The following is a 12,627-nucleotide window of genomic DNA, read 5'->3' as shown; positions in this document are numbered from 1 at the left end:
AGTTTCGCAGCCCCGTGCCTAGCGGATGTTCGGGTCGAAGGTGAAGATCACCAGCGTGCCCAGCAGGATGGTGAACACCGTGGCGGTGTACAGCAGGCCCTTGAGCCACAGGCGGGTGTTCGGGCGCTCCGCGTAGTCGTTGATGACCGTGCGGAGGCCGTTCGCGCCGTGCAGCATCGCCAGCCACAGCATCAGCAGGTCCCAGACCTGCCAGAACGGCGAGGCCCAGCGGCCCGCGACGAACGCGAAGCCGATCTTGGAGACGCCGCCGTCCAGCACCAGCTGGATCAGCAGGTGGCCGATGACGAGGACGACCAGCACGACGCCGGACAGGCGCATGAAGAGCCAGGCGGCCAGCTCGAAGTTGCCCCGGGTGCTCTTCGGGGTCTTCTTGGTCCGCTTGCGCGGGGGCTCGATGACCGGCGCCGGGTTGTCGACGGAGTAGAGGGAGGCGCCCTCGACGGGGCCGATGCCCGAGGCGGTGGTTTCAGTCGTGGACATTGGCGTCAGCTCCCGAACAGTTCACGAGCGGCGTGGCCGAGCACGGGGTAGATCGCCCCGATCATCAGCACGACCCACAGGGCGACGACGGTCCAGAGCATCTGCTTCTGGTACCGGGCGCCCTTGACCCAGAAGTCGACGGCGATGACACGCAGGCCGTTGAGCGCGTGGAAGAGGATGGCGGCGACGAGGCCGTACTCCAGCAGCGCGACGATCGGCGTCTTGTACGTGGCCACGACGGTGTCGTAGGCCTCAGGGGACACCCGCACGAGAGCGGTGTCCAGCACGTGAACGAACAGGAAGAAGAAAATGAGGACGCCGGTGACTCGGTGAGCCACCCAGGACCACATTCCTTCCCGGCCGCGGTACAGCGTTCCAGCCGGCACGGAAGTTTCCTCCGGGAGCGGGGATTGGGGCCGCGCCGGCTTGTCTGTCGGTCGGGCCCGGCCGGGTACGGTCCACCGGCCCCCAGCATCGTAGCGAGGCGTCGGCGCGGGGCCTCGGCGGGGTCGTTGATGTGATCAAACTGGCACGCTTACGGGCTAGAGAGGCGGCATTCGGGATGGTGTGTCCCGTTGCGTTCCGGTCACGGAGCCGTCGGTGCTGTTCGTGGGCTTCTCCACGGCCCCCGCGGCGCCCTCAGCCGAGCGTGTCAGTGAGCCTGGCCCGGGCCAGACGGCGCAGCTCGTCCGCCGCCACCACGCGCTCCTCGTCGGGGTCGTTCGCCAATCGTGACCGGATCGAGTCCAGGATGCGGTCGAGGTGCTCGGCCTCGGGGACGCCGTCGAGGCAGAGGACGAAGGCGTGGCCGAACTTCTTCTCGTAGGCCGCGTGGGCCGCGTCCAGGGCCGTGTGGGCGGCGGAGTAGGTGTCCTCGGGGAGGGCGGGCAGGGTCTCCGCGGCCAGGGCCTCGGCGAGTTCCTTGGCGGACAGGTCGTAGGTCGCCTCGTCGGCGGCGGCCAGCAGGGCCGCCAGGTCGGGGTAGGGGCGGTGGCCGGTGATGCGCAGGGCCCAGCGCAGGCTGTGCAGGCAGGCCAGCAGGGCGCGCTCGGCGTCCTGTGCGGGAGCGGTGTTGAACCGCTCCAGCGGGGACGGGGTGCCGGGCGCGCCGCGGGACTGCGCGGGTATGGCGACTCGGCCGGGAAGGTCGGGTAGACGATGCGCAGGCAGCGTGGGTCCTCGTGGGCGTCGCGTGTGTGTCGGTGGAAGATGATGTGAGAGTTCTGACGACACGTTATCGAGTGAGTCCGACTCGTGTCCGATCGGTACCCCGAATTCACTCGAACGGCAGAGTTTGGGAACGGCTCGGCGACGCCCCTCACCCGAACGGGTCGTACGTTGGCGGAGTGAGTCGGCACAGGCAGCACACACAGCACGGGCGCCGCTCGGCGGCGCGGACGGTGAGGCGGCGGCGGATGCTGATCGCGGCGGTCGCCGCGGGAGCCCTGGTCGCCGCGTCCGGCGTGGCGCTCGGGATCTGGGCGACGTCGGACGGCGACGGCACCTCCGAGGGGGCGACGGCGGCGTCCTCCGCGGACCGTACCGGCGGCTCGGACGAGGCCGCCGGGACGGCCGGGCGGAGCCCGAGTCCGAGCCCCACGCGCTCCTACCCGCTGTCGCGGGCGCCGCGCACCATCCCCGCCGTCCGTGGGCACACCGCCGAGCGCGGCCCCGGATGGCGTCCCGCGAGGAGTCACCGGGTGGTCGTGGCCGATCCCGCGCTGGCCGACGAGGGGCGGCTGATAGCGGGCGAGCTGGGGCTGGCGTACGCGGGGGAGAAGGACGACCGGCGGGCCGGGGACCTGCGGCTGGAGCTGAACCGCGACGCGGGCGCGAACCCCGAGTCGTACACGATGACCGTGCGCGGCGGCCGGGTGACCGTCAGTGCGCCCGGCGAGGCGGGCGTGTTCTACGGCACCCGCACCCTCAAGCAGGAGATACGCGGGGCCGGCAGCGCCCCCGAGGGGGTGGTGCGCGACGAGCCGGCCAAGCAGCGGCGCGGGTTCATGCTGGACATGGCGCGCAAGCACTTCAGCGCCGGCTGGATCGAGGACCGGATCCGCGAACTCGGCGACCTGAAGTTCAACGAGATCGGCCTGCACTTCTCCGACGACCAGGGCTTCCGCATCGAGTCCGACTCGCACCCGGAGATCGTGTCGCCGGACCACCTGACCAAGGCGCAGGTCAAGAAGATCGTCGACCTGGCGGAGAGCCGGCACATCACGGTCGTCCCCGAGATCGACTCGCCCGGGCACCTCGGCGCGGTCATCGCCGCCCACCCGGACCTGCAGCTGCGCAACGCCGACGGTGGCGCGGTGCGCGGTGCCATCGACATCTCCAAGCCCGAGTCCGCCCGGATCGTCGACGACCTGCTGAACGAGTTCGCCGGACTCTTCCCCGGCGGGCAGTGGCACCTCGGCGGCGACGAGTACCAGGCACTGGTGGTGTCCGACCCCGAGGCATCCTTCCCGGGCCTGGCCGCCGCCGCGCGGGAGAAGTACGGCCCCGGAGCGACCGTGGAGGACCTGACCACCGGCTGGCTCAACGACCGGGCCGCCACCGTCCGCGCCCACGACCGCACGCCCCGCGCCTGGAACGACGGCTTCTTCCGCGACACCTCGGTGAAGGCCGACGAGGACATCCGCGTCGCCTACTGGACCGGCAAGGAGATCGGCGCCCGGCAGCCCGCCGAGTACCTGAGCGAGGGCCGCGAGGTCGTCAACTACAACGACGAGTTCCTCTACTACGTGCTCGGCGAGCCGCTGACGTTCGTCTATCCGACGGGGCAGCGGATCTACGAGCAGTGGAACCCGCGGGTGCTGCGCGGCACCACGGCCGTGTCCGAACGCCACGACGAGCAGATCCTCGGCGGTTCCCTCGCCGTCTGGTGCGACCTGCCCCGCTCCCAGACCGAGGAGCAGGTCGCGGCGGGGATACGGATGCCGCTGCGGGCGACCGTGCAGAAGCTGTGGGACCCGGACCGGCCGGAGCTGTCCTGGTCGGAGTTCCGCGCCCTGGCCGACCGGCTGGACTGACCGCCGACGGCCCGGCTGCCGCCCCGGGTCCCCGGAGCGGCGGCCGGCCGGCCGTTCCCGGTTCAGCCGGGCGGCGGCACCACCTGGCCGGAAATCACCCGTCCCGTCCGCCGGGCCGCCGTGGTGCGGGCCCGAGTGACACCTTCGGCCCGGCGCACGCAGTAAGGGGGGTGCGGGCTCCGTCGGGTACGGGGCCCGTGGCGGGGGCCTCGTCGGGGGCCTGGGACGACCCCAGAGGGAGGCGCGGATGAGCCTGGTGGAACTGATCGCGAAGGCGGATGAACGCGGGCTGGCGGCCAGCGGATTGGCTTGTTTGGACCGGTGCGTGCCGCTGCTGGGCGGTGACGACGAGGCGCTGCGGCCGCTGTGGGCGAGCCTCGCCGAGGACGCCGCCGACGGTGACTGGGCGGAGCGCCTGGAGCGGACCCGGGCCGACCTGGACACGGCGCCGGACGACGCGGACGAGGCGGCGGCGCTGGCCCGGCGGATGCTGGCCGACGCCCCCGCCGAACGGACCGCCGACGGCCTGCGGCAGTGGGCGGACGCCTGCTCGGTCGCCGCGCTGCGCATCCACCGCCTGCTGGACGGCCCCGCCGCCGACGGCGGGCCGGACCTGGAGGACGCCTGCCGCGAGGGCCGCACGGAGGGCGCCTCGCCGCTGCTCGCCGCCGAACTGCGCCGCCAGTGTGCGGTCCTGGAACTGCTCGCCGCCCACGGCCCGGCGGGCCTGCGCGGGGCGCTGGAGGTCTCCACGGAGGGCCGGCGGGTGCTCCGCGCGGCGGTGTCCCGCCGCAGCCGCAGGGACGCCTGACGTCCCGCGCCGCCGCCCGGGTCGTGTGACTGTCCTGCGATGGTCCTGCGCCGGTTGCGCGGAGTCGCCGATTCCGGGTGATGAAACGCTTCGTCCGGGCGCTCTTCAACATGTGACCACTGTGACGACACAGCAGGAGACCAGGCCCTCCGCCGCGACGAAGCCGGTGCGCTGGGCGGCGGACGCCGTGGCGGCGATGCGCGAAGGGGCACGGCTGCGCCTCGACTACTCGGCACGCAGTCTGTGGAGCGTCGACCGGATGATCGAGGACATACGCAGAGAATCGGCCCCGTACGCCGCCGTGGAGCTGGTGCTGCGCGGGTTCGGGGCCTACGCCGGCGAGGTGATCGCCCGTCAGACGGGCGGCGAGTGGTGGTCGGCCGGCGGCGACCACTGGGTCCGCACTCCCGACGGCCGCCTGTGGGATCCCATCGACGAGGCGCGGCGCTGCTACCAGGGCGACGGGTCGCTGCGGCTGCTGTGCCGGGACGCCTCGCAGGGCGGCACGGGCCAGGTCTGACGCGGGCGCCGTCCGCGACGAGACGGGAAACGGCCGGGGCCCCGCGCGGTGCGCGGGACCCCGGCCGTCGTCGTCACGGTGTCACGGCGTGAGCGTCTGCCCCAGCCGTACGTCCGCCGCCAGGCCGAGCGTGCTCCTGCTGACGGCGAAGGAGTCGGCGTAGCCGAGGCCGGAGCTGTTGCTCGGCACGTGGATGAGGATGCCGTCCCAGGTGTCCTCGCCGTCGCCGCCGAACGTCAGGTCCGCGCGGCCGAAGCCGGACGTGTCGGCCAGGGACACGGACGAGGAGAACCGGTCGCCGGACTCCGTGGCGCCGGGGACGCCGGAGGTGTCCTGGGAGACGAACCGCACGCCGGACGTGGACAGTCCGGAGGACGTTCCCCGCAGCAGGATCGCGGCGCCCGCGTCCTTGCGGCCGGTGCCGTCGCGGGTGAGGTCCTCGAGCGGGATGCCGGCCAGGACGTCCGCGTGGCCGTCGCCGTCGTAGTCGCCGGCCGACACCGAACTGCCCAGCGCGTCACCGGACTCGTTGGCGCCGGGGATGCCGGAGGTGTCCTGGTGGACGGTCCTCATCCCGGTCGTGGTGAACCCGGTCGAGGTGCCCAGGACCATGGTGATCTGACCGCCCTTGACCGTGCTGCCGGACTCGGAGCCGTAGGGCTGGCCGATGACGATGTCGTCGTAGCCGTTGTTGTTGAAGTCGCCGGCGGCGAGGGAGCGTCCGCCCTTCACCGAGATGACGCCCACCTTGGTCAGGCCGGACGCCGAGCCCGCGAAGCGGACGACGCGGCCGATGTTGCCGCTGTCACGGTAGTTGAGCGCGATGTCGGCGTAGCCGTCCCGGTTGAAGTCGCCGCTGGCGGCGTCCAGGTGGGAGACGGCGCCGGTGGAGGCGGTCAGCGTGCCGTACTTGGTGGCGCCGCCGGTGTGCCGGGCGTTCCAGTTGCCGCCCCGGCCGGTGCCGGCCGAGAACACGTCCGCCTTGCCGTCGCCGTTGAAGTCGCCGACGGCGACGGTGGAGCCGAGCTTGGCGCCGGTCATCGTGACCCCGCCGGTGGTGTACCCGAAGCCGGTGTTCAGCGCCGGGCCGTACATCACCACGACCGAACCGCGGTCGGCGTGGCCGCTGGTGTCGTCCTCGCCGGGGACGCCGATCGCGAGGTCGGCGTAGCCGTCGCCGTTGACGTCGCCCCAGGCGGTGGAGGTGCCGAAGCCGTCACCGGACTCGCTGGAGCCGGAGACGCCGGCGCTGTTCTGGGTGAGGGTCCTGGCGGCGGCCGTGACCGGGCCGTCGATCCCGCCCGGGATCACGGTGACGCTGCCGGCGCCGCTGCCCGCCCGCGGGGTGCCGGCGACCAGGTCGGCGAGGCCGTCCCGGTCGTGGTCGGAGGTGGCCAGGGCGTGCGAGATGCCCGGGGCCTTGGCGACCGTGGCGATCCGGGACAGCTGCGGGTACAGGTTCGCGCCGGGGCACGCGGTGTAGTTGGTGTCGCGGTGGCCGAAGACCCGCGGCAGGGTGACCGACTCACCCTTGTCGATCTTGTTGCCGCTGACGCCGGCCTCGGTGCCGGAGGTCATCGTGACCTTGCCGGTCGGGTCGATGCCGTACATGCCGAACTTCCAGGCGACGATCCGGGCGATCGAGTCCATCGCGGCCCGGCTCGGCTTGGCGCTCTCGAAGTTGCCGAGGTACGAGATGCCGACGGTGTCGGTGTTGAAGCCGACGTCGTGCGCGCCGACCACCGGCAGGTCCATGCCGCCGCTGCGGCCCTCGAAGATCTGGCCGCAGCGGTCGACGACGAAGTTGTAGCCGATGTCGAAGTAGCCGCGCGCGAAGTGCTCCTGCTGGATGGAGCGCATCCGGGCGCGCGAACTGGCGCAGGACACGCCGTTGTCGCTGTCGACGCCGGTGTGGTGGATGACGGCGGCCTTGATCTCGGTGCCGTAGCTCGGGGTGCCGTCGTAGTCCGTGGAGGCGCCCCACTCGGCCTGGGAGAGGATCGGGGGCTTCACGACCGTCGAGGGGCGGGGCTCGGGGACGGTGGGCGTCGGGGAGGGTGACGCGGTCTCCGTGGCGGTCTCCGACGGGGTTCCGGTCGGCGTCGGGGACGCCGTGTCCGTGGCCGGGTCGGTGGGCGCGGCGGTCTCCGTCGCGGGCGGCGACGCCGGGTCGGTGGTCTGCGTCTCCGCCGGCGCGGGGGCCGACGGGTCCGTGGTCTGCGCCGTGAACGCGGCCGGCTCCATGCCGGCCGTCGCCGGCGACCCCTCGGGGTCGGTGCCCGGGTCGAGCAGCCTGACGTCCATCCCGGCCGGCTGGCGGCCCGCCTGGCTGCCGTCGGCGTTCACCAGGCGCACCTCGACGCCGTCGGCGTCACCGGTCCACACCGAGGCCGTGCCGCCGCGCACCGCCGCGCGCTCGCCCTCCGCGCCGTCCGCCTGGTTCGCCTCGTCCTCCAGCTGCTGCCAGTCGGACCACTCGCCGGTCCTGAGGTCCCGGGTGCGCACCTCGGGCGTGCCCTTGGCCTCGGCCTCGGGGTCGTTCCAGGTCAGCAGGACCGCGCTGAAACGTTCGGTGGTCCGGCGGTCCAGGCCGCGGCGGCCACCGCCGCGGTCCTGCAGCTTCAGCGTGTGCACGCTCGGCTTGCGGGACTTCTCCGCGGCGGCGGACGGCCCGGACGGCGGCCCGGCCACCGCGTACGTGACGACGCCTGCGCCGCTCAGCACCACGGCTCCGACGGTCAGCCACGCCCGCCGTCTCAGGCTCAGCGGTTTGTATGCACGGGTCCTGCGAGGACTCACAACCCCACCCTTGGAAAAGGAACACGGACGCCGCCCGGCACACGGGCGGCACTCACTCAGCGCCAAGGGATGGCCAAACGTCACTGGTGAAGGTCACCGGATCCGCGCATCGGCCGAGGTGCCTTCACGGACGTTCGAGACGTCGAAAGGTTGTACGGGAGCTGTGATTTCCCTGTGTGGTCATCGCCACGTCCGTGACCCGTGATGTTCCGGGTCCGGCAGCCGCTTGGTCTGCCGGGGAACGCGTGCCGGTTCCCGGCAGACCAACCGGAGGGGGCGGTTTCGATGACGGGGGCGGACGAACGGTTTCCGGACGCGGGACAGATGCGGCCGTACGCGGCGGCCTTCGTCGCCAGGGTGACCGCCCGCAACAGGCTTCCCCTCAACTACTCCGTGGCCAGCCTGCGCCTCGTCGACGCCCTGGTCGACGGGCTGCGCAAGGGCGGCGCGGACCGCGAGCGGGTGCGCGGGACGCTGTTCGGGCTCGGCGCCTACGTCGGCGAGGTGCTCGTGCGGCGCGCGGGCGGCGCGTGGGTGGACTTCGACGAGGAGCAGCGCGCCTACTTCGGCCAGCCGGTCGGCATCCGGATGCCGGACGGCCGGATCTGGAACCCGGTCGGCAAGGTGCACAACCGGTTCCTGGCGGGCGGCCCGCAGGAGTCGCTCCAGACCTTCTATCTGGTGCTGCACGGCAGGGCCCGCAGGGTCGTCGTCTGACGGCCCTACGGGACCCACGGTGTGAAGATCACCGCGCCGGGAGAGTGCCGTCCGGGCCCCTTCTCCTGTGCAGCAAGGGGCGTCTGACGAGCTGTGACACTTTTGTGGCGCCGGACGCTGATGACCGTGGGGGTGTGGGCGGCGTTCGGACGTGCCCGCACCGGACGAGAGCGAGGCGCTAGGCGCTCGGACGGACGAGGACAGTTCTTGGGCCACGGAAGGGAACCCCGCCGCGCACAGGCGTACGACGGGGAACTGGGCGCGGCCGTCGCGCGGGCCCAGAAGGGGGACGAGGCCGCCTTCGCCGTGGCCTACCGGCTCGTGCAGCCGGGACTTCTGGCCTACGTGCGGGGGCTGGTCGGGGACGACGCCGAGGACGTGATGTCGGACGCCTGGCTGGAGATCGCCCGCGACCTGGGACGGTTCAAGGGCGACGGGGCAGGGTTCCGGGGCTGGACGGCGACCATCGCGCGGCACCGGGCGCTGGACCACCTGCGCCGCCAGCGGGTCAGGCCCCGCCCGTCCGCGCTGGAGCAGGACGTCCTGGACCTGCCCGGCCCGCAGAGCACCCACGACCAGGCCATGGAGGCCATGTCCACCGAGTACGCCCTGGAACTGGTCGGCGGACTCCCGCGCGACCAGGCCGAGGCCGTGCTGCTGCGCGTCGTCGTGGGCCTCGACGGCCCGGCCGCGGCCCGCGTCCTCGGCAAGCGCCCGGGCGCCGTACGGACGGCCGCGTACCGGGGTCTGAAGCGCCTCGCCAAGCAGCTCGGCGTCGAGAGTGTGACGGATGAGGCGTCGCAGACGCTGGGTGAGTCGAAGTGAACGTCGGCCGGGACGGCGTACCCGGCGGGCCGCGCGACGACGCGCGAGGCGGCCCACGACGGCCCTCCGGGGCCCGTGGCTGATCAGGCACGGCGGCCCCTCGGGGCCCGTGGCTGAACAGTCCGGACATGCGGAACGTATCGATACGTATCCGTCCGTCCGGGCGGAGCCGCCCCGCGGAGGGACGCGCGGGCGCGGCGGGCCGTGTGCATCAAGTGGATCGAGCAGGGACGTGAACGGACATGGGTGAACGGCAGAGCGACGGCGGGCCGGCCGGCCGTCGGCGTGTGCACCCTGAGGGCGCCCCGCCCTCGCACGGCGGGGCGGGCTCCGTTCTCGGCCGCCGCGCCGTCGACACCGCCGACCTGGAGGCGCTGCTCGCCGCCGCCCTGATCCGTCACGACGTGGACGCCGACGCCGAGCAGCGGGCCGTCGCCGCGTTCGTCCAGGCGCGGGAGGCGGGCGCGCACCGGGCGCGCTCGCGGCGCGGCGACGACTGGCGGGTCCGCCGGGGCCGGCTCGGACGCCACTCGCTGCGGGCGACCCTCTCCGCGGTGTTCGCCGGACTCACCCTGAGCGGGGTCGCCGTCGCCGGCATCGGCGTCGTCGGCTCCTCCTCGGACGGCCCGGCGGAGGACGACAGGCCCACGCACGTCCCATCGGACGGCACCACGCCGTCGGCCGGTCAGTCCGCCGGCCAGTCCGCCGGCCCGGGGCGCCTGCCCGGCGCCGCCGACGCCACCGAGGCGCACTGCCGTGCCTACGAACAGGTCGAAGGGCGCGGCGAGGCGATGGAGGCGACCGCCTGGCAGTGGCTCGTCCAGGAGGCGGGCGGCGCGGCGAAGGTCGACGCCTACTGCGCCGGGCGACTGGGCACGGCCACGGCCGAGCCGAGCCCCGAGAACACCGGGACGCACCCGTCCGAAAGCGCCGGAGAGCCGGGCCGGCCCGAAGGCGGTCCCACGGGCGGGGTCGGCGGCAGCGCCTCGGCCGGGGCCGGCGGTGCCTCCGCCGGCGCGTCGGCCGGTGTGTCCGGCGGCGTCGGCGGCGTGTCGGGCAATGCCTCGGCCGGTGCGGGCGGCGCCTCGGCGGGGTCCGGGGGCGCCTCCGCCGGTGCGGGCGGCAGCGCGGCCGGTGCGGTCGCGGACGCCGGAGTGACGGCCGGCAAGCAGGGCGCCAGGAACCCGTAACGTACCCCTGTGACACCTTTGACCGGGGAAGCCGGGGAAGACGGGGAACTCCGCGCTGCTGCACGCGCCCGTGGCGCTGCTGCCGTGGCAACGGCCGGGGCCGCCACCCCCCACAGGAGAGGCCCCGGCCGTCGCGCGGCACGGGCCGCGCGGCGACCCGTACTTCCTACAGCGTCAGGGGTGCATTTTCTGTCACACCATCCTGTGTCACGGGTTAGTTGCATCTTGGACGGACATGGACGGCGAGCGGTTTCGCGTCGTAACGTGCCTTTCGCGCCAGGCCGCCCGGGACAAACAGCCACAACATCCTCCCGCGGCCTAGAGACCGCAACCACCAATTGAGCAACCACGACGGCGAACAACCCGGTGCGCGAGAACCGCACCGGCAAGGCGCAGAAGGGCGCGCGCGGTGCTGGGGGACGACGCGGAGCTGACCGCCGCGGTGCGTGCGGCACAGGACGGGGACGAGACCGCGTTCCGGACTGTGTACCGTGCCGTGCACCCGCGGCTGCTGGGATACGTGAGGACACTGGTCGGCGAGCCCGACGCGGAGGACGTGGCCTCCGAGGCGTGGCTCCAGATAGCCCGGGACCTGGAGCGGTTCACCGGCGACGCGGACCGCTTCCGCGGCTGGGCCGCCCGCATAGCCCGCAACCGGGCGCTGGACCACATCCGCATGCGCGGGCGCCGTCCCGCGATCGGCGGTGACGAGACCGAACTCACCGGACGGGCCGCCGAGTCCGACACCGCCATCGAGGCCATGGAGGCGCTGGCCACCGACAGCGCGTTCTCCCTCATCGCCCGGCTGCCGCAGGACCAGGCGGAGGCCGTCGTCCTGCGTGTGGTGGTGGGCCTCGACGCCAAGACCGCCGCCGAGACGCTCGGCAAGCGGCCGGGCGCCGTGCGGACGGCCGCCCACCGGGGTCTGAAGCGGCTCGCCGAACTGCTCGGCGAGGACCCGGACGCGCGTTCCGGATCCGCAGGTGTGCTCGACGCACTACCGTCCCAGAGAGAACCACGCCGTCGTACGGTGACGTCCGCGAGAGTGACGCAGATGCGAGCGCGGACGCAGAAGGACATGTGATGGCCGACGAGCAGAACAGGTGGCTGGACCGCGGGACGGCGGAGCGTTTGCTGAGCGGAGAGCCTCCCGAGGCTGCCGATCCCGCCGCCCGTGACCAGGCCGAACGGCTCGCCGGAACACTCCGCGCGCTCTCCGCACCCCAGCCCTCGGCCGACGAGGAACTCCCCGGCGAGGCGGCCGCGCTGGCCGCCTTCCGCGCGGCGCGCGCCGAGGGCGCGGGAGCCGTCGAGGACGCCGGTGCCGGTGCCGGGAAGCGGCGCCTCGGCCTCGGTGCGCTCCGCGTCCGCGGCCCGCGCGGTGAGCGTTCCGCAACCGCCGCGGGGTCGCGTCGCGCGCGTCCGCTGAGCGTCGGCCTCGCCGCCGCGCTGGTGGCCGGCGTGGTCGGCGGCGCCGCGGCCCTCACCGGAACGGGCATGCTGCCCACCCCGTCCGACAGCTCACCGTCGGCCTCCGCCACCGGTAGGCACGCCGAACGTCCGCTGCTGTCACCGTCGCCCGGGCAGGGCGACCCGTCCGGGGGTCCGCACGGCGGCACCTCCGGCACGGGACGGGACGGGGCTCAGGCGTCGGGCAGGCCCGGCGCGGACCCGGACGGACCGGGGGCGCTGTCCGGACGCGACGCGGAGCGGATCGCCGCGGCCTGCCGCGCACTGCGCGACGGCAGGGAACCCGACGACGAGCGCCGGCGCCTCGTCGAGCGCGCGGCGGGCGGCTCCTCCCGCGTCGGCGCCTACTGCGCGGACGTGCTCGCCGCGGACGGTGCGGGCGGCACCGGGTCCACGGGCGGCGAGGGGGCCGGCGAGGGCGCCGGAAAGGGCGACGGCCGGGACGGCGGTGACGGCGGGGGCCGCAACAGCGGCGGCTCCAACGGCGGCAGCGGCGGGGGCGCCACGGGCAACCAGGGCGCCACGGGCAACCAGGGCGCCACGGGCAACCAGGGTGTCGAGGGGAACCCGGGCGGTCGGGGCAGCGGGTCGAGCCACGGGAACAGCGGGAGTGCTGCGCAGGGAACGGAGAGCGGCCAGTCCGCCCGAAGCACCCAGGGCACTGAGAGCAGCGAGAGCAGTGAGAGCAACCAGGGCGACCAGAGCGTCCGAACCAGCCAGGCGACCCGGGACAGCCAGGGCAACGAGGGCTGAAACCGT

The 12,627-nt window shown here is 73.8% G+C and carries 12 protein-coding genes; 8 read left to right on the top strand and 4 right to left on the bottom strand.

Features of this window, described 5'->3' with window-relative positions; genetic code table 11:
- Positions 1–18 precede the first annotated feature (18 nt).
- From FGW31_RS12865 to FGW31_RS12855, 3 genes are all read right to left on the bottom strand, one after another.
- Positions 19–501, bottom strand: coding sequence for a succinate dehydrogenase hydrophobic membrane anchor subunit (locus tag FGW31_RS12865; protein ID WP_142193559.1), 483 nt, complete (start codon positions 499–501; stop codon positions 19–21).
- Positions 502–506: 5 nt separating this feature from the next.
- Positions 507–887 carry a succinate dehydrogenase, cytochrome b556 subunit gene (gene sdhC, locus FGW31_RS12860; protein ID WP_079163643.1) on the bottom strand — a complete coding sequence of 127 codons (381 nt, stop codon included), beginning with the start codon at positions 885–887 and terminating at the stop codon, positions 507–509.
- A gap of 253 nt (positions 888–1,140) precedes the next feature.
- On the bottom strand, positions 1,141–1,734 hold the full coding sequence (locus tag FGW31_RS12855) for a 2-oxo-4-hydroxy-4-carboxy-5-ureidoimidazoline decarboxylase (RefSeq protein ID WP_142193558.1): 594 nt from the start codon (positions 1,732–1,734) through the stop codon (positions 1,141–1,143).
- 182 nt (positions 1,735–1,916) lie between these two features.
- On the opposite strand from FGW31_RS12855, the gene FGW31_RS12850 reads away from it, so the two are divergent.
- From FGW31_RS12850 to FGW31_RS12840, 3 genes are all read left to right on the top strand, one after another.
- Positions 1,917–3,536 carry a beta-N-acetylhexosaminidase gene (locus tag FGW31_RS12850; RefSeq protein WP_142193645.1) on the top strand — a complete coding sequence of 540 codons (1,620 nt, stop codon included), beginning with the start codon at positions 1,917–1,919 and terminating at the stop codon, positions 3,534–3,536.
- 247 nt (positions 3,537–3,783) lie between these two features.
- Positions 3,784–4,347: a hypothetical protein gene (locus FGW31_RS12845; RefSeq protein WP_142193557.1), complete on the top strand. Its 564-nt coding sequence runs from the start codon at positions 3,784–3,786 to the stop codon at positions 4,345–4,347.
- Between the two features lie 121 nt (positions 4,348–4,468).
- On the top strand, positions 4,469–4,867 hold the full coding sequence (locus tag FGW31_RS12840) for a hypothetical protein (protein WP_161176079.1): 399 nt from the start codon (positions 4,469–4,471) through the stop codon (positions 4,865–4,867).
- An 81-nt stretch (positions 4,868–4,948) separates the two neighbouring features.
- On the opposite strand, the gene FGW31_RS12835 is transcribed toward FGW31_RS12840, so the two are convergent.
- Positions 4,949–7,591, bottom strand: coding sequence for an FG-GAP-like repeat-containing protein (locus FGW31_RS12835; protein ID WP_233452479.1), 2,643 nt, complete (start codon positions 7,589–7,591; stop codon positions 4,949–4,951).
- 360 nt (positions 7,592–7,951) lie between these two features.
- Here FGW31_RS12835 and FGW31_RS12830 point away from each other — a divergent pair, with 360 nt between their 5' ends.
- The 5 genes from FGW31_RS12830 (at position 7,952) to FGW31_RS12810 (ending at position 12,621) form a co-directional block, all read left to right on the top strand.
- Positions 7,952–8,383 (top strand): hypothetical protein, encoded by a 432-nt coding sequence (locus FGW31_RS12830; protein WP_233288593.1) that lies wholly within the window; start codon positions 7,952–7,954, stop codon positions 8,381–8,383.
- A 207-nt stretch (positions 8,384–8,590) separates the two neighbouring features.
- A complete protein-coding gene (locus tag FGW31_RS12825) occupies positions 8,591–9,208 on the top strand; it encodes an RNA polymerase sigma factor (RefSeq protein ID WP_167530038.1) in 618 nt (205 codons plus the stop codon).
- Positions 9,209–9,450: 242 nt separating this feature from the next.
- Positions 9,451–10,398, top strand: a complete 948-nt coding sequence (locus FGW31_RS12820) for a hypothetical protein (RefSeq protein WP_142193554.1) — start codon at positions 9,451–9,453, stop codon at positions 10,396–10,398.
- Positions 10,399–10,807: 409 nt separating this feature from the next.
- A complete protein-coding gene (locus tag FGW31_RS12815; protein ID WP_142193553.1) occupies positions 10,808–11,482 on the top strand; it encodes an RNA polymerase sigma factor in 675 nt (224 codons plus the stop codon).
- The gene (locus tag FGW31_RS12810) at positions 11,482–12,621 is read left to right on the top strand and encodes a hypothetical protein (RefSeq protein WP_182675178.1); all 1,140 of its coding nucleotides are present in this window, start codon (positions 11,482–11,484) and stop codon (positions 12,619–12,621) included. Before FGW31_RS12815 ends, FGW31_RS12810 begins: the two co-directional genes overlap by 1 nt.
- The last annotated feature ends 6 nt before the right edge of the window (positions 12,622–12,627 follow it).

It is taken from the genome of Streptomyces calvus, from assembly GCF_006782915.1.
Lineage (GTDB): Bacteria > Actinomycetota > Actinomycetes > Streptomycetales > Streptomycetaceae > Streptomyces > Streptomyces calvus.
This window is presented reverse-complemented; position numbering and strand designations above follow the sequence as displayed.

Bases quoted from the DNA above. Each gene is read 5' to 3' on its own strand.
- FGW31_RS12865 (WP_142193559.1), bottom strand. From the start codon at position 501: ATGTCCACGACTGAAACCACCGCCTCGGGCATCGGCCCCGTCGAGGGC.
- FGW31_RS12850 (WP_142193645.1), top strand. From the start codon at position 1,917: ATGCTGATCGCGGCGGTCGCCGCGGGAGCCCTGGTCGCCGCGTCCGGC.
- FGW31_RS12845 (WP_142193557.1), top strand. From the start codon at position 3,784: ATGAGCCTGGTGGAACTGATCGCGAAGGCGGATGAACGCGGGCTGGCG.
- FGW31_RS12830 (WP_233288593.1), top strand. From the start codon at position 7,952: ATGACGGGGGCGGACGAACGGTTTCCGGACGCGGGACAGATGCGGCCG.
- FGW31_RS12820 (WP_142193554.1), top strand. From the start codon at position 9,451: ATGGGTGAACGGCAGAGCGACGGCGGGCCGGCCGGCCGTCGGCGTGTG.
- FGW31_RS12810 (WP_182675178.1), top strand. From the start codon at position 11,482: ATGGCCGACGAGCAGAACAGGTGGCTGGACCGCGGGACGGCGGAGCGT.